The following is a 21040-nucleotide window of genomic DNA, read 5'->3' as shown; positions in this document are numbered from 1 at the left end:
CCCTACTTTTACCCCTACTTCAAGCGTGTTGCGGCAATCCGATCCTGGACAGGCCGCTTTCCATCAGTTGCGCGCTGAACCGTGTTGGCACCGGGAACCGATCCTGCTGGATGCAGGCCAGCGACATGTCCGGTTCCAGGTTGGTCAGCCGCTGCAAGGCGAACTCGCCTCGCTGCCGGTCACCTGCGTGCCCGTAAGCCGCAGCCAGATAGCGCATGACGGTTTTGAACTGCGGCTGAACCTCCATCACGGATTCTCCGAACCTGATGGATTTCTCGAACTCGCCATTGACCAGCGCGGCGACGCAACCGGCCCCGTCGAACAGGTGCCGGTATGGGCTGTGCCGCCCGATAAGCCGCGCCTTCTGCGCGGCTTCAACCGCCAGCGCCGGACGATCCGTGTAGCAATAAAGCATGGCGGCTGAATCCCAGCTCATCGCCCGATAAGGGCTGAGCTCGAGCGCGCGGTCGACCAGATCCTGCGCCACCGAAAACTCTCGGAACACGTAGGAATGCACGTGGGCGACAAGGCCCAGAACGGTGCCGTTATCCGGGTCAGCCTCGACCGCGCGGCGGGCCAGATCGCGCGCCTGCGCTTCCAGCGCGGCATCCCAGGTACCGTACCGTTCGCCGACCTTGAAGGTCGTGACATAAGCCAGCCACGCAAGGTAGACCGGCTTGGGATCAAGCTCGTAAGCCGCCAGAATATCGGCCTCGAGCTGGTCCAGCCCCGGCCCGGTCATGGTCAGCAGGTGATGCACGGCGGCAACGGCGGTTTTCGCCGCGTGATGGGCGGCCGGGTCGCGCATGTGACGCCCGTTCAGCAAGGCCGTCAGCAAGGCGTCGGTGGCATAACTGATGAACGACGTCAGCCCAGAGCAGTTTTGACCCAGAAAGTCACCTTGATCGGCCACTACATTCTGGCTCCAGATCACTTTCCTGTCTTCCGACCGCATTGCTGTGGCGGACACTTGCAACATGCTGCCACAGGTCGAGGCGCGGCATTGCAGGAACAGGTCAGGCCCTGCCGACAAAGGTTCCTGCGGGAACGCAATCTGCGGCACCCGGTAATCCTGAACCTCAAGCGCTTCGGTTTCGGTAAGGGATTTGGACAGCTGTTCCGCAACGATGTTGGACACGAATGCCGCGGTTTCGGAACCACCGCCTACATCCGGAGACAACAGACCGATCACGAAATTCGGGCGCGGTAAGGTGAACGACAGCTGTTCTGACCGGAAAGCCGTTGGGTTGGCGGGAACAGGAACCGGCTGTTCTTTTCCGTCCTTCTCATAGGGGACGTCGATTGTTGCGCGTGCAACTTTAAACAGCTCGAGCGAGGCACCGATATTCTTGAGATTGGGCCGCCCGATCGAGTTGAACAGGAAATCCTGCCGCCCGCGCAGCGCATTGCGCACAACGCTTGAGACCAGAACCTCGCCGGATGAACCAACGCTTTCGATGCGCGCTGCCGTGTTCACGGCGTCACCGATGATCTGCTGGTCAACCTCGAACGTGTCGCCCAGATGTATCCCAATTCGATACCCCTTGGCGTACCGGTCGGGGGCATGGGTCAGGACATCCTGCACCCCCAGCGCAGTTTCGACGGCGGCACGCGCACTTGGAAAGACGGCGCATAGCCCGTCACCGGTCAGGCCGGTCACCCGGCCCCGAAAGCTGTTAACCAGATCGCTGACGCAGTTCAGATCGCGGCGGATTCTGGCCAGCGTTTCAAGCTCGGCCTCGCGGACGGCGGCAGAGTAATCACATGCATCAAGGAACAGGATCGCCCTGAGCCGCGCCTTGGGAAGGTCGCTTGGATTGTTCAAATTCAGATTAATACCCATGATCGTGTCTCGGAACTCTTTAACTTGTTGAAATGTGCCACCCCGAAAACAGGCGGGCTGGCACGCATCAGAGGCGTGTTGCGATTGCAAATGCAGCCGACGGGTGTGAATGGCGCTGCATTGCGCGGGACGGGCCACGGGCCTGAATGGAAATCACGAGGCATTAATCGGCCCGCTGATGAGATTTGGTTTCTAAAATGCGTTAAGTTCAAAATAATAAGGGATATTGTATTGTTTTAGTGAACTTCCGTCGACATATTTTTATTTTTGCACATATTTTTCGGTGTAATTTGGCCAATTTACCCGGCATCTGTGGCGCTTGGTGCTTGGCGGGCAAGACGGGCTGATGCGGCAAGACTTCCCGTTAGGAGTGCGCGAGGGCTGACCCCGGTCAAGTCCTTGGCATTGGACCTTCCTGTTGCCGCTGAACCGGGCGGACAGTACGACGCAACAGCGGCTGACTGGTACCGGAAATCGATTCTCCAAAAAGTATCCGAACGTTGCCCGGCCCGCGCCGTTTCAGCCGGTCAAGCCAGTCACCACCCTGTTTGGTGGCCCCACACGTGGCGGGATCAGATGCCTTGCACAACCTGAACGGTGCCCCAATTTGATCGGACCCTAACGTAGTTTTCTGCGATCTGCGCCCTTCCAGCCCAGCCCCGAAACACCCGTGCAAAATCCCGACAACCAGCCCAAACCGGCCCCCGTGCAAGGGTGTCACCGCCCGCAGGCCCCGATTTTCCGGGAATCATTCACCTGACAACTAAATCTTTTGCCTCAGGCCCGATGCGCCGGGTTTCACCCTTGTCATCGCCGAAAATCCACGCCAAGGGCGGTGCATGAGGTTCGATACGATCATATTGGGCGCCGGAGCGGCAGGCATGATGTGCGCGGCCCGTTGCGGTGGGCGGGTGCTGGTGATCGACCACGCCAAGGCGCCGGGCGAGAAAATTCGCATCTCAGGCGGAGGGCGGTGCAATTTCACCAATATGTATGCAGGCCCGGACAACTTCCTGTCGCAAAACCCGCATTTCTGCAAGTCCGCGCTGGCCCGGTTTACGCAGTGGGATTTTGTCGATCTGGTGAACCGGCACGGCATCGGATGGCATGAGAAAACGCTTGGGCAGTTGTTCTGTGATGGCTCTTCAAAGCAGATCATCCAGATGTTGCTGGACGAGATGAGCCGCGCCGGCGCCGAGCTGTGGGTCCAGACCGCGCTGCGTGATCTGCGCAAGGATGGCACCGGATTCGCGCTGGAGGTCGAGCGTGAGGGGCAGCGCCTGCATCTGACCTGTGCCAATCTGGTGCTGGCCACGGGGGGCAAATCCATCCCCAAGATGGGCGCGACCGGGCTGGCCTATGACATTGCCCGGCAGTTTGGCCTGCGGGTGACCGACACCCGCGCGGCGCTGGTGCCATTCACCTTTTCGGATGGCCGGTTCAAGGACCTGTCCGGTGTTTCCCTGCCCGTGCGGCTTTCTAACGAACGCACAAGTTTTGACGAAGCGCTGTTGTTCACCCATCGCGGCCTCAGCGGGCCGTCCGTTTTGCAGCTGTCCTCTTATTGGCGCGAAGGTGAGGAGATCGGCGTGAACCTGATCCCCGAACTGCCCCTGTTCGATCTGCTGCGTGCGCAACGGCAAAACGCCGGGCGCAAGGCGCTGACAACGGAACTTGCGCGGCATCTGCCGTCCCGGCTGGTCGAGTATCTGAGCCAAGTCATTCCGATGTCCGGCAATCTGGCCGATCAGTCGGACGCGAAGCTGTCTGAACTGGTCGCGGCCCTGTCTGACTGGCGGCTGGTACCGTCGGGAACCGAAGGGTATCGCACTGCCGAGGTCACACTGGGCGGAATAGATACCGATGATCTGTCGTCGAAAACGATGGAGGCCAAGGATGTCCCTGGCCTCTATGCGATTGGCGAAGCGGTGGATGTCACCGGGTGGCTTGGCGGCTACAACTTTCAATGGGCGTGGTCATCAGGCCATGCCGCAGGTGTTGCCATTGCCGCCAGGCATTAACCTACACTTCCGTTTGCGCGGCATTAACCTACGACGTTGTAGCCGCGACCGCGCATGCAGTTGCGCACGATCACTTCCTGGTTCTGGGTGTTGCTGATCGCACTGGCACCCACACCGACCAGAGCACCGGCCGCCGCCGCACGGCCAAGATCGCTGGCGCTGTTGTCGATAATTGCCGTGGTTGCCGCAGCACCGGCCGCGCCGATGGCGGCAGCGCCCGCGGTGTTGCTGTCCAGCGTCGGACGGGACCGCGCCAGCGCCTGACAATTGGCCAGATCGGACTGGTAGTTCGGCCCCACAGGCCCGTCGATGATAGGAACATAATTTGCCCCGCTATTGGCACAGGCCCCGGCCAGCGCAACGACGGGAAGGATGGAGAGAATTTTGCGTGCAGACATTTCCGCTTCCTCTTTATTGAACTTAAGGTGACGCAACCTCAATTCCAACAAAGTGTCAATCTGACTGAAAAATGTCCACACGTACCGGCAGGCTGTTGCAGGTGCGGTGTTAGCCCAGCCGTTTTTGCACCTGCGCTGTGAAATCGTCGCCACGCTGTTCGAAATTGTCATATTGATCGAAACTTGCTGCTGCCGGGGCCAGCAGAACGGTCTCGCCCGCCTGTGCATCCGCCATGGCCTGCGCCACTGCCGCCTCCATCGTGGTACAAACCTGTGCGTCGGACGTCAGTTGCATCGCAAAGCCCGCCGCCTCACGACCGATAACATAGGCTTTGATCACCTGATCCGCTGCTGCGTTCAGGGCTGCGACACCGCCTTCCTTTTCAAGGCCGCCACAGATCCATCGGATCTTTTTGAACGCCATAAGCGCTTTCAGGGCGCTGTCGACATTGGTCGCCTTGGAGTCGTTGACATAGGTAACCCCGTCGGCCTCGGCGATGATCTGGCTGCGGTGGGGCAGGCCCGGGAACGAGTGCAGCGCGTCTTCGATCACGCGTGGCGCAAGGCCCAGCGACCGGCAGGCCGCATACGCCGCGCAGGCGTTCTGGTGGTTATGGGCACCGGGAAGGCCCTTGATCGCGCGCAGGTCGATGGACCCGGCCTGCCGCCCCTTGCGGTATTCCGACAAAAACCCCTTGCGCGCAAAGACCTGCCATCCCGGCCCCGTCAGCTTTCGCGTTACCGAGATACGAATTACGCGGTCATCCGCTGGCCCTTCGGCCAGTTGGCCAGCAAGAAAGGCGCCTTCGGTTTCATCGATGCCGACGATCGCGCGGTCCGGGCCGCCTTCGGCAAAGAGGCGCCGTTTGGCCGCGAAATATCCCCCCATGCCGCCGTGGCGGTCCAGATGATCTGGCGAAAGGTTGGTGAACACCGCCACATCCGGGGTCAGCGCACGGGCCAGTTCCGTCTGATAGCTGGAAAGTTCCAGCACCACGACCGAACCATCGCCACCCGGATCGATATCCAGAACACCGCGCCCGATATTTCCGGCCAGCTGCGCCTCGCGCCCGGCCTCGGTCAGGATGTGATGGATCAGAGCAGCAGTGGTTGATTTCCCGTTCGAGCCGGTGACCGCGATGACCCGTGGTGGAGTGTCATAGTTGCTCCATTCCGGCCCCGCAAAAGAGCGGAAGAACAGCCCGATATCATTGTCCACAGGCACGCCTGCGTCGAAGGCTGCGGCAACCACGGGGTTGGGTTCGGGATAAAGATGCGGAATGCCCGGCGAAACGATGAGCGTGGCAATGGTGTCAAACGCCCCCTGTTTACGCAGGTCGGCACAGGAGAATCCTTCGCCCTCGGCTATGGCGCGAGCTGTCGGGTTGTCATCCCAGCAGACCGGCTCCGCCCCGCCTGCGCGCAAGGCGCGTGCGGTTGCCAGGCCGGACCGGCCCAATCCCAGAACCGCAACTTTCTGCCCTGAAAAGCCTTTGACCGGGATCATTCTACCCACCTTCTTTGATTTGGATTTGGAGGCCACACTGCACTGAAGAAAATCTCAATGACAAGGGGCGTGTCAGGCTCGTGCTGCGGCGCGAGCCGGGCCCAACAGGTGGCAGGAGGGCCGCAGGCCCTTCGAACCTGGCGGGAGCGTTACCGCACCTTCAGCGTTGCCAGACCGATCATCGCCAGAATCAGCGAGATGATCCAGAAGCGGATGACGATGGTAGGCTCGGCCCAGCCCTTTTTCTCATAATGATGATGGATCGGGGCCATCAGGAAAACCCGCTTGCCGGTGCGTTTGAAGTAGAGGACCTGAATGATCACGCTCAGCGCCTCGACCACGAACAGGCCGCCGACGACGGCCAGAACCAGCTCGTGCTTGGTGGCCACGGCAATGGCGCCCAGCGCGCCGCCCAGCGCCAGCGATCCGGTATCGCCCATGAAGACCGCCGCCGGGGGGGCGTTGTACCACAGAAATCCCAGACCCGCACCAAAGAGCGCAGAGGTGAAGATAAAGATCTCACCCGTGCCCGGCACGTAATGCACGTCGAGATATTCGGTAAAGTCGACGCGGCCCACGGCATAGGCGATCACGCCCAGCGTCGAGGCGGCGATCATCGCTGGCATGATGGCCAGACCGTCCAGACCGTCGGTCAGGTTTACCGCGTTGGCGGCCCCTACGATCACGACAATCGAGAACGGGATATAGAAGATACCCAGATTGACCAGCGTGTCCTTGAACACCGGCACGGCCAGTTGATTCTGCAACGCTTCGGGGTGGTGCAACGTCGCCCAGAGCGCGGCCAGCACCGCGATGATCACGCCCAAGGCAAGGCGCATCCGCCCCGGAACGCCCTTGGTGTTCTGTTTCGACACCTTGGCATAGTCATCCGCGAATCCAATGGCCGCATAAGACAGGGTCACGAAAAGCACCATCCAGACGTAAGGGTTGTCCAGACGTGCCCAGACAAGGGTCGAGGTCACAAGAGCACCGACAATCAGCAACCCGCCCATTGTTGGCGTGCCTGCCTTGGAAAAATGCCCCTCGGGGCCATCATTGCGGATCGGCTGGCCCTTGCCCTGCTTTCTGCGCAGCACGTTGATCAGGGGCTTTCCGAAGATGAACCCAAAGATCAGTGCCGTCATGAAGGCACCGCCTGCGCGGAAGGTGATATACCGGAAGAGGTTCCAGAAATCCCCACCATCCGACAGGGCGGTCAACCAGTACAGCATGACAATACCTTTCTCACACGAGGCGCATGGGCGTGATCACCCATCAAGCGCGCCCCCTTGCCCCATTTTGCGCAGACCGTCAACAATCGAGGCCAATCCCATGCTGAGAGAGCCCTTGGCCAGAACAGTATCGCCGTCCCTGACCAGCGACGGCAACCGTCCGGCCATCTCGGCGCTGGTTTCGGACCAGAGACCGCGTTTGGCAGGGGGCAGCGCGTGGTGCAGTGCCCGCATCAACGGGCCGATACAATGCACCTGATCGACATGTGCCATCGCTTCGGCATCGGCCATGGCGGCGTGCATCGCCACTTCCTGTGTGCCCAGCTCTTTCATGTCGCCCAGAATGGCGATGCGGCGTTTGCCTTGTGAGGCAGCGAGTACATCCAGCGCGGCCTCCATCGAGGTCGGGTTGGCGTTATAGCTGTCATCCAGCAGTTCGATCTGCCCGCCGCCGGGCAGAGGAATGCTTTCCCGTACGCCGCGCCCCTTGACCGGGGACCATGCGCGCAGACCTGCGACGGCGTCATCGAGATCAACACCCAATTCAACGCAGGCTGCCAAGGCCCCCAGCGCGTTCATGGCGAAATGCGTACCGGCAGAGTTCACCTCAAATCGGATTACCTGTTCACCAACGGCTGCCTCGGCTTTCACGGTGTTCGCCGCCTGCTGAACGTCGGTCAGCCGGTAATCCGTTGCGCCTTGGCCGAAATCCACGATTCCGGCCCCCTGCCCAAGCGCCGTTTGGCGCAGGATATCTGCGTGGTCGATATCTGCATTGACGATTGCCGCGCCACCGGGTTCGAGCCCTTCAAAGATCGCTGCTTTTTCATGGGCGATACCAGCGACGGACTCGAAGGCTTCCAGATGCACCGCCGCCACGGTTGTAACCAGCGCCACATGCGGGCGGGCCTGCCGGGCCAGCGGGGCAATCTCGCCCGGATGGTTCATTCCGATCTCGATCACTGCGAATTCAGTGTTACACGGCATCCGTGCAAGGGTCAGCGGAACGCCCCAGTGGTTGTTGTAACTGGCCACGCTGGCATGGGTTTTGCCTTGTGTTTCGAGGATCACGGCCAGCATTTCCTTGGTCGATGTCTTGCCGACACTGCCGGTCACCCCCACCACACGCGCATTCGTTCTGGCGCGTGCCGCCTGCCCCAAAGCCTCGAGCCCCGCCTGAACATCATCGACGATCAGCAGTGGCGCATCAGGCGATACGTTGTCGGGAATATGCGAGACCAAAGCCGCGCCCGCGCCTTTCTCAAGCGCTTGGGCCACGAATTCATGCCCGTCCCGCGCCGCTTTCAGCGCAACAAACAGATCACCGGGTTGAAGGGTTCGCGTGTCGATGGAGACACCATCAGCGGTCCAATCGGTCGTGACCCGCCCGCCTGTTGCCTGAGCGGCCTCGGATGCTGTCCAGAGCGTCATGCGACCCTCCCGTCCAGCGCGGCGACGGAAATGCTGGCCTGTTCCACATCATCAAAGGGCAGTACCTGATCGCCGACGACCTGCCCGGTTTCGTGGCCCTTGCCCGCAATCAGCAGTGCGTCGCCGGGTTGCAGGGCATCGATGCCGCGCAGAATGGCTTCGGCGCGGTCGCCGACCTCGGTCACGCTGACGTCGCCCGCTGCCTCGAGTGCACCTGCCATGACGGCGGCGCGGATGGCGGCGGGGTCTTCGCTGCGCGGGTTATCATCGGTGACGAAAACCATATCCGCATAGTTCGAGGCCGCCCTGCCCATCAGCGGGCGTTTCGTGGCATCGCGGTCGCCGCCCGCGCCGACAATGGCAATCAGGCGGCCCATCACATGCGGACGCAGCGCCTTGAGGGCGGTGGCCACGGCGTCGGGGGTGTGCGCGTAATCCACAAAAACTGTCGCGCCGTTGTCGCGGGTTGCGGCCAGCTGCATACGCCCGCGCACGGTGGTCAGATGCGGCAGTGTTTCAAAAACCCGTTCGGGGCTGTCGCCCGCAGCAATCACCAGACCGCAAGCCAGCAGGATGTTTTCGGCCTGGAACCCTCCGATCAGGTTCAGGCGGGTCTGGAAGGTCCGGCCCTGCCACGCAAATCGCAGGTCCTGCCCGGTGGCATCGAACCGCTGGTTGATCAGGCACAGATCGGCGTCGCCCAACCCGACGGTCAACACCGATTGACCGCGCGCCTCGGCGATCCGGCGGACCCGAGACCCCTTGGGATCGCTCAGATTGATAACCGCGGTGCCATCCTGTGGCAGAACCCGGTCGAACAACCCGGCCTTTGCTGCGAAATACGCTTCAAAAGTCTCGTGGTAATCCAGATGGTCCTGCGTGAAGTTCGAAAACCCGGCAGCGGTCAGGTGCACGCCATCCAGGCGGCGCTGTTCGAGGCCGTGGGACGAGGCCTCCATCGCGGCATGGGTCACGCCGTTTTCGGCGGCTTCCGCCAGACAGCGATGCAGGGTGATCGGCTCGGGCGTAGTATGGGCCAGCGGTGCTGTCCATGCCCCTTCGACACCGGTTGTCCCAAGGTTGACGGCGGCATGGCCCAGTTCGGTCCAGATCTGGCGCACAAAGGTGGCCACCGAGGTTTTTCCGTTTGTTCCGGTGACCGCGACAATGGTCTGCGGCATCGCGCCGAACCACAGGGCGGCGGCCCCGGCCAGCGCCTGACGCGGGTCTTCGACAACCACCAGCGCCGCATCCGACGCCGCAAGTTCAGCTGCTGCGATTCTCGCCCCTTCGGCATCGGTCAGGATGGCGGCGGCCCCCATGCGCAGGGCGTATTGGATGAACGAACCACCATGAACCCGCGTGCCGGGAAGGGCTGCAAACAGGAAACCGTCTTTCACCTCGCGGCTGTCAACGGCCAGCCCGGTGATCTCGGGGTTTACCCCGCCTCGCGCGGTCAGGGCCAGTTGGCTGAGTTTCTTTGACCTTGTGCCCATGACCCACCTCTTGCCGGACAGCCTAGTTTGAGGTCAGCGTTATAGCAGCGCCCGCCTCAGGCTCAAGCCGGGGACGCAAGCCCAGCAGAGGTGCCACGCGACCGATAAGTTCGGCAGCTACAGGCACTGCTGTCCAGCCTGCAGTTCGGCGTTTTTCACCGTAAGCCACGATCGAGGGTTCATCCAGCGTGACGATCAGAACATATTTCGGATCGTAGGCCGGGAAGATCGTTGCGAAAGTGGCGATGACCTTGTCTTCGTAATACCCGCCGCGTGGCTTGGGCTTGTCTGCCGTGCCGGTCTTGCCAGCCACGTCATACCCTTGCACTTCGCCAAAGCTGGCAGTGCCATCCGTCACCACCTTGCGCAGCATTTTCTGCGCCTGACGCGCGGTTCCCTGCGACATCACGCGGGGGCCGTATTGCGGACCGTTCTGGCGCAGGATGGTCGGGCTGACATAGTGCCCGCCATTGGCAATCGCCGCATATCCCGCCGCCAGATGCATCGGGCTGGTTGACAGGCCATGGCCGTAGGAGATGGTCACGGTGCTCAGCTCGCCCCATTTCTTCGGCATCAGCGGCACACCACCCTTGGCTTCGACAATCTCGAACGGAGTCGGTTCGAACATGCCGAGCGCATTCAGAAAGTCCTGCTGCCGCTGCGCACCGATCTGCAACGCCAGACGCCCGGTGCCACGGTTCGAGCTGTGGACGATCACATCCGCCACGCTGATCTTGCCGTAATTCTTGCCGTTAAATTCACCAATCGGGAAGCGCCCGATCTTCATCGGGCCGGATGTATCGATGATGGTGTTCGAGTTTACCAGCCCAAGCTCGACCGCCTGCGCGGCGGTGAAAATCTTGAAGACCGACCCCAGTTCGTACACGCCTTGCACATAGCGGTTGAACAGCGGGCTGTCTGAGGGATCAAACCCCGAGGTCGGCGGGCGCGGACGATCATTGGGATCGAATGAGGGCAGCGAGGCGGCGGATACAACCTCGCCCGTATGCGCATTCATCAGAACCGCCGATGCACCCTTGGCATTCATGATCTTCATACCGCCATAGAGCACCTGTTCGACCGCGGCCTGAATGGTCAGGTCCAGCGACAGTTGCAGCGGCTTGTTGCCGTTGGCGGGATCGCGCAGATAGTCGTCAAACTGCTTTTCCACCCCGGCCACACCGATCACCTCGGCGGCGCTGACGCCCTCGCGGCCAAAGCCGGAGCCGCCAAGGATGTGCGCGGCCAGCTTGCCATTGGGATAGAGGCGCATTTCGCGCGGGCCAAACAGGATGCCGGGATCACCGATGTCGTGCACGGCCTGTTTCTGTTCGGGCGAGATGCGTTTCTTGATCCACAGGAACTTGCGGTTGCCGGTGAAGTCCTTGACCAGACGCTCCTTATCCAGATCGGGGAAGATCGCGACCAGCTGATCTGCTGCCGCAATCGGGTCGATCATCAGCGGTGGCTGCGCGTAGACGGAATAAGTGTCCAGATTGGTTGCCAGAATGCGCCCTTCGCGGTCGACGATATTGGCGCGCTGCATGGCAATCGCAGCCCCCGGCGCATTGGCCAGCGGCTCCTGCGCCTCGGACGTTGCCAACATACCCATGCGGACGCCAACCACCGTGAAAGCGCAAAAGAAGAACAACCCCAGCACCAGCAGACGCCCTTCGGCGCGGGCGCGGGCGCGGTCTTTCATGTCTTCGTGGCGCTTGCGGATGTTTTCACGCTCGATCGCCTTTGGGTTATCGCCCCGGGCGCGGGCGTCAAGGATACGGGCCAGTGGGCGAAGGGGCGTGCGCGTCATGGGATCTGCACCTCGCCCAAGGCCTGAATGTCGGTGATGGCCTGCAATTCAATCGGGTCAACGATGGGCAGGTCAGGATCCTCGGCAAAGGCAATCTGGTCGGCGCGCCCGAACTGTTCGGCCCGCAGAGGCAGCAGACCAAGACGTTCAAAATTCAGGTCTGCCAGTTCTCGCAGCCGGTCGGGGCGGTTCAAATAGGCCCATTCGGCGTTCAGGACCGCCAGCCGCACCTGCGCCACGCCGATCTCGCGTTGCAGGGATTGCGTTTCCTTCACCACCTGTTGGGTGCGATAATTCTCCTGATAGGCCCAAAGCGCCAATCCGAACACGGACAGGGCAGTCAACACATACAAAACACTCTTCATCTTGCCCTTCCCCCAAGTTGAGGCGTTCCAATGGCGCGGGCCTCAATTTCCCCCGCCGGAGCATCGGTACGGATCGCAACACGCAGCTTGGCCGAGCGCGCGCGCGGGTTTTCCTGCAATTCCTGTTCGTCGGGCCCCACCGCCTTGCGGGTCTTCAGCGTGAATTGCGGCTGGTCCTGTTCCTTCTCGGGCGCATAGCGGTTCGCACGCCCTGTCTTGCCCGCGCGCGACTGAAAGAACCGTTTGACCATCCGGTCCTCGATGGAATGGAAGGTGACAACGGCCAGCTGCCCACCAGGTTTCAGCGCACGTTCGGCAGCCATAAGGCCCTGAAACAGCTCTTCATATTCGGCATTCACCGCGATCCGCAGGCCCTGAAAACTGCGCGTTGCGGGATGCGATTGCCCCGGTTTCGGACGCGGCAGACAGGATTCGACAATCTCGGCCAGTCGCAGGGTTGTTGTGATCGGCGCCTCGGTTCGTGCCCTGACAATCGCCTTGGCAATCCGGCGGCTGGCGCGTTCTTCGCCATAGTGGAACAGGATATCGGCCAGTTGCGCCTCGGTCGCGGTGTTTACCAGATCGGCGGCGCTTTCGCCTTGCTGGCTCATCCGCATATCTAGCGGACCGTCCTTCATGAAGGAAAACCCGCGCTCGGCCTGATCCAGCTGCATCGAGGACACGCCAAGATCCAGTACAACGCCGTCCAGGTCCTGCGCATATTCGTCCATGCGCGAGAATACGCCGGGCTGCATCACCAGCCGGTCGCCGTAATCCAGCGCCCAATCTGCCGCCATTTCAAAGGCCAGCGGGTCTCGGTCTACACCGATAACCTTGTCCGCACCGGCCTCCAACAGCCCGCGCGTGTAGCCGCCCGCGCCAAACGTGCCGTCCAGCCAAATGCCAGTGACCGGCGCAACCGCAGCCAGCAAGGGGCGCAGCAGAACGGGAATATGTGGTTTTTCAGATGAGGACGCAGCGCCGGCCATGCCGTTACGCATCCCCGGTGCCATCTAGGAACTGCATCGGATCAAAATCGTCCGGCAGATCATCCATCCATTCTTCGGTCTTGGCCAGTTCCTCGACCTCGTAGGTCTCGGGTTTCCAGATCTGAAAGGTGTCACCTGCGGCAATAAAGAACGCCTCGCCTTCCAGACCGATCTTGCTGCGCAGCTTGGCGGGCAGCACAAGACGCCCGGTTTCGTCCACGTTGGTCGGGAAAGACTGACCATGGAACATGCGCTGCAACATCCGCCGCTGCATCGAGCCACGCGGCAGGGCATCGATCTTGGCATCAACCTCGTCAATCGCCTGCATGGTATAACATTCAAGGAACCTGCGGCGGTGGTCACCATAGACAATCACCAGTTCAGGGTTGTCACCGGGCTGCCAGTTGGGATCGGACGATTCAAGCACACGGCGAAACGAGGCCGGGATCGACACCCTGCCCTTCGTATCCACCTTGTGGTGGCTCTCACCTCTAAACCTGCGCGCCAAGACGACTGTCCCTTTCGCTTGCGCCCCACCTTGAATTCACGGTCCCCCCGGATGAAAAACGGCGGGTTGATCTGCTGCCACTGATCAACCCGCCGCATTGACCCGCTAAGCGGGATGTCCAGCTGCGCGCGCCACCTGGGGGGATGTCTGCTCGCCCGCGCGCCGGATCTCTTGGTTGATGAAAGCGAGATGCCTGTATGAAACCTGAATATTTTTGGTCGGGGTCGTTTGGTGCCCCTGCTGCCTCGTCCTCATCGGATGTATTAGGGATGACATGGGAATTCATGGAAATCAATAGGAAACTTGCGCAGCGTGTCATGAGGAACACGGCCAGAGCGGAATATCATTGAAGGATTCGAGTCCCGCGACACCAGTTTTAGCGTGTGATGAAAAACACGCCCCTATATATAGAAAATTCTGCGGCCGAATTTTTTCCCGCGATTTCCCAAGAATTTTGCCTGCTTTTCTTTTGGACTGGAAATATTAGCCCCAAATGCACAATCAGCCCTTCGAATCGTTCAGAATTTCGGATCGCTTTCCGGCAATCTCCCCCACGCGACCACATCGCCCCATGATTTCCCACGAGCGATTTACCCAAGCCTTGTCAACATCAGAACGGATATGTTTTGCCCATTTTCCCGCCGAGTGCGCTCAATTCAAAGGCAGGCCACCGGGAAGGGCCAGATGCCCCTGCCAAAGCTGACCTAGGGTCGACCCCATATTTTCAAGGCGCATCGCTGCGAAATGAAAAAACTAAGCCAATCTATGCATTTGCTGCATAGCAGCATTGATGTCGTGACCTATTGTGCAATTGCAGCATTTGCCTATCTTCAGTCTCAAGCAAGGGCCGGACGATACCGGCAAGACAAAAAAGATACGGATGATGAGCATGGCAGTCGCAAGCACGCATACAGCAGTAAAGAACGCACCGGCGTTTGGTTTTGGCGCAGTTTTGGAAAACGCAAAGACCCGGTTCGTGCGCTATCGCCTGTACCGCCAGACCGTCAATGAACTGTCCGCTCTGTCGAACCGCGAGCTAGCCGATCTTGGCCTGCACCGCTCGATGATCCGCCGCGTTGCCATGCAGGCAGCGAGCGAACAATCCGCGCGATAAGCGCAACACGCATACTGAGATCAGGCCCTTCCTCCTCCCTTAGGGTCTGTAATCAGCGGCAGCGTCTTCCTCCTCCCTGACGTTGCCGCACCTTATACCGGCCTCAACCTGCCGGACACGGATACATCGGGGCTTCCTCCTCCCTGCTCTGATGTTGAAAGCGCGCGGCGATGTCTTCCTCCTCCCTGACATCGCCGCGTCTTCCTCATACCGGGTTCAAACCCGGGTTCGCATACATCAGGGCTCTCCTCCTCCCTGCTCTGATGTTGACAAGACGGCGGTTCCCTCTCCTCCTCCCTGGGAACCGCCGTTTTTTTTGTTTTTCAGACACTGGTGTAGGATGGCATCCTGACTTCTGATGCGGAGGACGCCATGGCCGCCTATTTCATTGCGCAGATCAACATTCACGACCCCGACGGGTACCAGGGCTATCTGGCAGGTTTCATGCCGATCTTCGACCGCCACGGCGGTCGCCTGCTGACGGTCTCATCCAAACCGGTCGAACGGATCGAAGGCGATTGGCCAGAAGGCGGGATTGTGTTGATGGAGTTTCCGGATCTTGCAGCGGCGAACGCCTGGAAGGACGACCCGGATTACATCGAACTGGCGAAGATCCGAAAGGCCACCGCAACCACCAATCTGGTTCTGGTCGACGGGATATGACGCCTCAGAACGGGACGTCATCCTTGTTGGTCAGAAAACGCGAGACCACTTTCTTGATGCCCGCCTTGTCGAAATCGACCTCGACCTTGTCACCTTCGATCCCGATCACCGCGCCATAACCGAATTTCTGGTGAAACACCCGCTCGCCCAGCGTGAAACTGGCCAGTGCGGTGGCGTCGATCACCGTGTTGCGGCTTTCGCGGGGTTGCGACATGCCATATTGGCCCTGCCGCGCCTGCAGCCGTCTCCAGCCCGGCGAGTTATAGACGTTGGCTTCGGCCGCGCGGGTTTCTATGCCCGCCGTCTGATGACCGCCACCATAAAGGCCCGGAGGTGTCAGCACCTCGACATGGTCCTCGGGCAACTCGTCAATGAACCGTGACGGCATCGAGTTCTGCCATTGCCCGAATACCCGCCGGTTTGCGGCGAAGGAAATCGTACAAACCTCTTCGGCGCGGGTGATGCCGACATAGGCCAGACGGCGTTCTTCCTCGAGTCCTTTGAGGCCGGTTTCGTCCATCGACCGCTGCGAGGGGAACAGCCCGTCTTCCCACCCCGGCAGGAAAACGACGGGAAACTCCAGCCCCTTGGCCGCGTGCAGGGTCATGATCGAGACTTTAGCGCCGTCACCATCCTGCTCATTGTCCATGACCAGGCTGACATGTTCCAGAAACCCTTGCAGGTTTTCGAAATTGTCCAGTTGGTTGACCAGTTCCTTGAGGTTTTCCAGACGCCCCGGCGCTTCGGGGGTCTTGTCGTTCTGCCAATGGGCCGTATAGCCAGATTCGTCGAGAATGATCTGGGCCAGTTCGATATGGGTATGCTCGGGCGCGCCATATCGGATAGGCGAAACCCCATCATCGATAACAGTGTCATCATCGACCTCAATCCGGGGACCGCGTGTCATCGCATTCCAGCGCACCAACCCGTCGATCAATTCGCGCAGCGCTTTGCCGCCCTTGCCCTTGATCAGCCCATTGTCGACTGCGATCCGGGCACCTTCGACCAGAGACACGCCGTTCTCACGCGCCACAATCTGAATGGTCTGCTGCGCCTTGTCGCCCAATCCGCGTTTCGGCGTATTCACGATCCGCTCGAACGCCAGATCATCCTCGGGGCTGGTCACCAGTCGGAAATAAGCCATGGCATCGCGGATCTCCATCCGCTCGTAGAAACGCGGGCCGCCGATCACCTTATAGGGCAGACCGATGGTCAGGAACCGGTCCTCGAAGGCGCGCATCTGGTGCGAGGCACGGACGAGAATCGCCATCTCATCAAGGTTCATCGGACGGATACCGCGCGTCCCGCCCTGCATCGCGTCGATTTCCTCACCGATCCAGCGGGCCTCTTCCTCGCCATCCCAATGGCCGATCAGGTTGACCTTGTGGCCGTCTTTGGCATCGGTCCAAAGCTCTTTGCCCAAGCGGCTTTCGTTGCCCCGAATGACGTTGGAAGCTGCTGCCAGAATATGTGGGGTCGAGCGGTAGTTTTGTTCCAGCCGCACCACGTAGGCACCGGGAAAGTCCTTTTCGAACCGCAGGATGTTGCCGACCTCGGCCCCGCGCCAGCCATAGATCGACTGGTCGTCATCGCCCACGCAGCAGATGTTCTTGTGCCCCCCGGCCAGCAGCCGCAACCACAGGTACTGGGCAACGTTGGTATCCTGATACTCATCCACAAGGATGTAGCGGAACCAGCGCTGGTATTGTTCCAGAACATCCGGATGGGTCTGAAAAATCGTGACCATGTGCAACAGCAGGTCGCCGAAATCCACCGCATTCAGCTCGCGCAGGCGGGTCTGGTATTGGGCGTAAAGTTCAATGCCCTTGTTGTTATAGGTCCCGGCATCCGCCGCAGGCACCTTGTCGGGCGTCAGCGCACGGTTTTTCCAGTCGTCGATGATCCCCGCCAGCATCCGCGCCGGCCAGCGTTTGTCATCGATATTGGCGGCCCGAACCAATTGCTTGAGCAGGCGCAGCTGGTCGTCGCTGTCCAGAATGGTGAAGTTCGATTTCAGATCGACCAGTTCCGCATGGCGGCGCAGCAGTTTGACGCAAATGGAATGGAAGGTGCCCAGCCATGGCATCCCCTCGGCGGGCTGGCCAAGCAGGCGGCCTACTCGTTCTTTCATCTCGCGCGCGGCCTTGTTGGTGAAGGTCACCGACAGAATCTCGTTCGGGCGCGCGCGCGCCGTGTTGAGCAGATGCGCAATCCGGGCCGTCAGCGCCTTGGTCTTGCCGGTCCCCGCCCCGGCCAGCATCAGAACCGGGCCGTCCAGACGTTCGACCGCGTCACGTTGCGCCGGGTTCAGATCATCCAGATAGGGCGAAGGGCGCACGGCCATAGCCCGCGCCGACAGGGATGCGCCTTCGAAGGCGTCCATTTCGTCAAAACTGCTCATGCCCCCAAACTACGCCGGATGATCGCCGAGGGAAAGAGTTTGTTCACGGCTTGTTCGCGGGGATTTTTCAGGTCTTTTTGCATTCAATTCTAAACAAAGATGCCGCTGCCCTGTAGGGCTGTTAACCCTCTGTCAAGTCCTGACCCGGATGCTGGTTCCATGGCTGCGGGAGTGGAACAGATGGAAGCGACGGAACTGGCGGGCGGGTCGTCACGGCTGAAACTTGTGGGTGTGACCTTGATTCTGATCGCGCTGACAGCGGCAGCGGGATGGGGCATCTATGCTGCCCCTGCCCCGGTTGTAGACCGCATGTTGGAATCGGACCTGCGAAAAGACGCCATGCGGTTAAGCCGTCAGGTCGAAAGCCATCTGAACAATCTGGATGCAACGTTTCGGTTCCATGAGTTGAACGAGCATGACGCGGAATTCCTGATGCTGTTGCCCGAAACCTCGGATATTTATCGGTTCAAGCTGTTTGACGCATCCGGTCAGGTGTTCTGGTCGACCCGTGCAAACGATATCGGGGCCGTGAATACAAAACACTACTTCCAGTCGGTCGTCGCCGCCGGAAGGGTCTATTACAACCACGAAGAAAAGCCCGCGACAGAGGTTGATTCATTTGACAACGACCCCGCTAAGCGAACCGGCCCGGGCAGCCGCCATGTGGCCGAAGTCTATACGCCGATCACCGTGGATGGCGTATTCCTGGGCGCTATCGAGTTCTATTCGGACATCACCGATCTCAGGACCCTGTTCATTACCCGTGTGCGTTGGTCGTTGGTGGTTCTTAGCGGTGTCGCGCTGCTGGCACTGACCACTGTCATCCTGATTGTCCACCGCACCAACCGCCGCCAGATGCGTGATTTGCGCAAACGGGCCGTGAAAGAACGCGAACTGATGGGAGAGCAGCTTCGCCTGGCGCGCGAGGTGCGCCTGCTGGGCGAGTTGAACGAGTGGTTGCAATCAAGCCGCTCACTGGATGAGCTTTTCGACATGGTGGCCCGCTTTATGACCCATATCCTGCCCGAGGCTGAGGGCAGCGCGTACGTCTATTCCAACTCGCGCGATGTGCTGGACGGGTGTGCCAGCTGGAACGGGGGAACGCATAAATCTCATATCCATCCGGAGGGATGCTGGGGTTTGAGGCGCGGTCGGACTTACGAGTTCGGTGCCTCAGAGATCGATTTTGTCTGCGAACATGCCGAACCGCATGACGGGCGGCCCTATTTCTGTTTTCCCATTCTGGCCCACGGGGAAACCGTTGGCCTGTTGCATCTGCGCTCGGCTGAGGGGCGAGAGGCCTGTTTCCATAAAAGCCGCAAACTGGCGCAGCTGTGCGCCGAACAGATCAGCATGGCAATCGCCAATGTCCGTATGCGCGATCAACTGCATGACCAGTCGGTGCGCGACCCGCTGACCGGGCTGTTCAACCGCCGCCACATGACCGAGACATTGCGCAAGGCCATCAGCCGCAGCCAGCAGACCGGCGCAGCGCTGAGCCTGATTGCCGTGGACGTGGACCACTTCAAGAAATTCAACGACACGCACGGTCATGACGCCGGAGACATGGTGTTGCGCGCGGTCGGCGCGGCGCTGGAACAGGGTTGCGACCGGGACGAGATCGCCTGCCGCATCGGCGGCGAGGAATTCATGCTGATTCTGCCCGACAACAGCCCCGAAGATGCCATGACCCGTGCCGAGCAGTTGCGCCAGTCGGTCGAGGCGGTCATTGTCCGCTATGGTGAAAAGGCCCTGCCCCGTATCACAATCTCGGTCGGGGTCGCGCATTACCCCGCCCACGGCACCATGCCGCAGGATTTGATGCGTGCCGCGGATGATGCGCTGTATGTCGCCAAGGACAAGGGGCGCAATCAGGTTCACGTCGCCGCCGGGGCGCTGGAGCAGGCAAGGCGCGTTCCTGCAACGGGTAAACGCCCATCGCCGGAAGCCGCTTGAAAACCTTGCCGAATCGCCCCGCAGGTCGGATCAATCCTTATGGACCTGCACAGTACCTATCCCGGCATTCCCGATCTGAAACGCCGCGCACGCCGTCGGCTGCCGCACTTCGTGTGGGAATATATCGACAGTGGCACCGGGATTGAAACGACGCGGCATCGCAATCGAAAGGCGCTGGATGATGTCCGCCTGAGCCCCTCGATCCTGCATGAGGACCTTGAATTCGATACGTCAGTGAAAATCTTGGGCGGCACCTGTCCTTTGCCCTTCGGTATTGCGCCGATCGGGATGTGCGGTCTGGTCTGGCCTGATGCGGAGCGGTTGCTGGCACAGGCCGCCGCCAGAGCAGGCATTCCCTATTCGCTGTCGACGGTGGCCAGTCAGAGCCCAGAAGACCTGGCCCCCTATCTGGGCGAGACCGCGTGGTTTCAGTTGTATCCGCCAAGGGACCCCGAGATTCGCATGGACATGCTGAACCGGGCGCGCCGGGCGGGATTTCGAACTTTGGTTCTGACCGCTGACGTCCCTGTCGCCTCGCGCAGGGAGCGGCAAACACGCTCGGGCCTGCGGCAGCCGCCGAAACTGACACCGCGCCTGCTGGCACAGATCGTCCAAAGGCCCGCCTGGGCACTGGGCATGCTGCGCAGCGGTGTTCCACACATGCGCACACTGGACAAGTATATCGATGACCCCGGTGATCTGCCGCCGACGGCCCATGTCGGATACCTGCTGCGAACCTCTCCGGATCTGGATTACGTCAAATTGCTGCGCGATCATTGGGATGGGCCGTTTGTCGTGAAAGGCATCCTACGCCCCGAGGATGCGGACAGGCTGGAACAAGTGGGTGTGGACGCCCTGTGGGTGTCGAATCACGGGGGCCGACAGTTCGATGCAGCCCCGGCCAGCATCGAGGTTCTTCCCGCGATCCGGAACGCGACCCGCCTGCCACTGATATTCGACAGCGGTGTCGAAGGCGGGCTGGATATCTTGCGCGCGCTGTCGCTGGGCGCGAATTTCGTCATGCTGGGGCGCGCTTTTTTGTACGGTCTTGCGGCACTTGGCGCAAAAGGCCCCGCGCATGTGATCGATATCCTGAGGCAGGATCTGCACGCGAATATGGGTCAGATGGGACTGGCCGATTTATGTCAGTTTGAGACGAAACGCTAAATTATTGATGCTGCAACGCGGCATCCCTATAAGTGTGCCGAGGCCAAAGGGCGTTTGCGAGCGATAACATGCCGGTTCTACCCAGAAGAACGGATGTACCAGTGCGTATTCTCCGCCCAATAAGACGCCCAAACACCAA

The 21040-nt window shown here is 60.6% G+C and carries 16 protein-coding genes; 5 read left to right on the top strand and 11 right to left on the bottom strand.

Annotated features, from left to right (window positions below; all coding sequences use genetic code 11):
• Window positions 1–19: 19 nt before the first annotated feature.
• Window positions 20–1843 carry an adenylate/guanylate cyclase domain-containing protein gene (locus ACR0NZ_RS00765; RefSeq protein ID WP_480516290.1) on the bottom strand — a complete coding sequence of 608 codons (1824 nt, stop codon included), beginning with the start codon at window positions 1841–1843 and terminating at the stop codon, window positions 20–22.
• 839 nt (window positions 1844–2682) lie between these two features.
• On the opposite strand from ACR0NZ_RS00765, the gene ACR0NZ_RS00760 reads away from it, so the two are divergent.
• Window positions 2683–3864, top strand: coding sequence for a BaiN/RdsA family NAD(P)/FAD-dependent oxidoreductase (locus tag ACR0NZ_RS00760; RefSeq protein WP_480475939.1), 1182 nt, complete (start codon window positions 2683–2685; stop codon window positions 3862–3864).
• A gap of 23 nt (window positions 3865–3887) precedes the next feature.
• Here ACR0NZ_RS00760 and ACR0NZ_RS00755 read toward each other — a convergent pair whose 3' ends face one another.
• From ACR0NZ_RS00755 to mraZ, 9 genes are all read right to left on the bottom strand, one after another.
• The gene (locus ACR0NZ_RS00755) at window positions 3888–4262 is read right to left on the bottom strand and encodes a glycine zipper family protein (protein ID WP_480475937.1); all 375 of its coding nucleotides are present in this window, start codon (window positions 4260–4262) and stop codon (window positions 3888–3890) included.
• Between the two features lie 109 nt (window positions 4263–4371).
• Entirely contained in the window at window positions 4372–5769 is a 1398-nt protein-coding gene (murD, locus tag ACR0NZ_RS00750) for a UDP-N-acetylmuramoyl-L-alanine--D-glutamate ligase (protein WP_480516288.1), read from the bottom strand.
• A 149-nt stretch (window positions 5770–5918) separates the two neighbouring features.
• Entirely contained in the window at window positions 5919–7001 is a 1083-nt protein-coding gene (gene mraY / locus ACR0NZ_RS00745; RefSeq protein ID WP_480475931.1) for a phospho-N-acetylmuramoyl-pentapeptide-transferase, read from the bottom strand.
• A 36-nt stretch (window positions 7002–7037) separates the two neighbouring features.
• Complete coding sequence (locus tag ACR0NZ_RS00740) at window positions 7038–8432, bottom strand: UDP-N-acetylmuramoyl-tripeptide--D-alanyl-D-alanine ligase (protein WP_480516286.1); 1395 nt, start codon at window positions 8430–8432, stop codon at window positions 7038–7040.
• Window positions 8429–9928: a UDP-N-acetylmuramoyl-L-alanyl-D-glutamate--2,6-diaminopimelate ligase gene (locus ACR0NZ_RS00735; RefSeq protein ID WP_480516284.1), complete on the bottom strand. Its 1500-nt coding sequence runs from the start codon at window positions 9926–9928 to the stop codon at window positions 8429–8431. Before ACR0NZ_RS00735 ends, ACR0NZ_RS00740 begins: the two co-directional genes overlap by 4 nt.
• A gap of 22 nt (window positions 9929–9950) precedes the next feature.
• A complete protein-coding gene (locus ACR0NZ_RS00730) occupies window positions 9951–11738 on the bottom strand; it encodes a peptidoglycan D,D-transpeptidase FtsI family protein (protein ID WP_480516282.1) in 1788 nt (595 codons plus the stop codon).
• Window positions 11735–12103 carry a cell division protein FtsL gene (gene ftsL, locus ACR0NZ_RS00725; protein WP_480516280.1) on the bottom strand — a complete coding sequence of 123 codons (369 nt, stop codon included), beginning with the start codon at window positions 12101–12103 and terminating at the stop codon, window positions 11735–11737. The genes ACR0NZ_RS00730 and ftsL overlap by 4 nt, the downstream gene beginning before the upstream one ends.
• Window positions 12100–13092, bottom strand: a complete 993-nt coding sequence (gene rsmH, locus ACR0NZ_RS00720) for a 16S rRNA (cytosine(1402)-N(4))-methyltransferase RsmH (RefSeq protein WP_480516278.1) — start codon at window positions 13090–13092, stop codon at window positions 12100–12102. The genes ftsL and rsmH overlap by 4 nt, the downstream gene beginning before the upstream one ends.
• Window positions 13093–13096: 4 nt before the next feature.
• Window positions 13097–13564: a division/cell wall cluster transcriptional repressor MraZ gene (mraZ, locus tag ACR0NZ_RS00715; protein ID WP_480516276.1), complete on the bottom strand. Its 468-nt coding sequence runs from the start codon at window positions 13562–13564 to the stop codon at window positions 13097–13099.
• A gap of 925 nt (window positions 13565–14489) precedes the next feature.
• Between mraZ and ACR0NZ_RS00710 the strand changes: the two genes are divergently transcribed.
• Both ACR0NZ_RS00710 and ACR0NZ_RS00705 read left to right on the top strand, forming a co-directional pair.
• Window positions 14490–14714, top strand: a complete 225-nt coding sequence (locus ACR0NZ_RS00710) for a DUF1127 domain-containing protein (RefSeq protein WP_480516274.1) — start codon at window positions 14490–14492, stop codon at window positions 14712–14714.
• A 372-nt stretch (window positions 14715–15086) separates the two neighbouring features.
• The gene (locus ACR0NZ_RS00705; RefSeq protein ID WP_480516272.1) at window positions 15087–15377 is read left to right on the top strand and encodes a DUF1330 domain-containing protein; all 291 of its coding nucleotides are present in this window, start codon (window positions 15087–15089) and stop codon (window positions 15375–15377) included.
• 4 nt (window positions 15378–15381) lie between these two features.
• Here ACR0NZ_RS00705 and ACR0NZ_RS00700 read toward each other — a convergent pair whose 3' ends face one another.
• Window positions 15382–17778 (bottom strand): ATP-dependent helicase, encoded by a 2397-nt coding sequence (locus ACR0NZ_RS00700; RefSeq protein WP_480516270.1) that lies wholly within the window; start codon window positions 17776–17778, stop codon window positions 15382–15384.
• 159 nt (window positions 17779–17937) lie between these two features.
• Between ACR0NZ_RS00700 and ACR0NZ_RS00695 the strand changes: the two genes are divergently transcribed.
• Both ACR0NZ_RS00695 and ACR0NZ_RS00690 read left to right on the top strand, forming a co-directional pair.
• Window positions 17938–19734, top strand: a complete 1797-nt coding sequence (locus ACR0NZ_RS00695) for a sensor domain-containing diguanylate cyclase (RefSeq protein WP_480516268.1) — start codon at window positions 17938–17940, stop codon at window positions 19732–19734.
• A gap of 39 nt (window positions 19735–19773) precedes the next feature.
• Entirely contained in the window at window positions 19774–20901 is a 1128-nt protein-coding gene (locus ACR0NZ_RS00690; protein ID WP_480516266.1) for an alpha-hydroxy acid oxidase, read from the top strand.
• Window positions 20902–21040 lie beyond the last annotated feature (139 nt).

The sequence above is a fragment of the Ruegeria sp. AE3 genome, assembly GCF_056542225.1.
The sequence above is the reverse complement of the archived record's forward strand: the minus strand, read 5'-3'. Positions and strand labels throughout refer to the sequence as shown.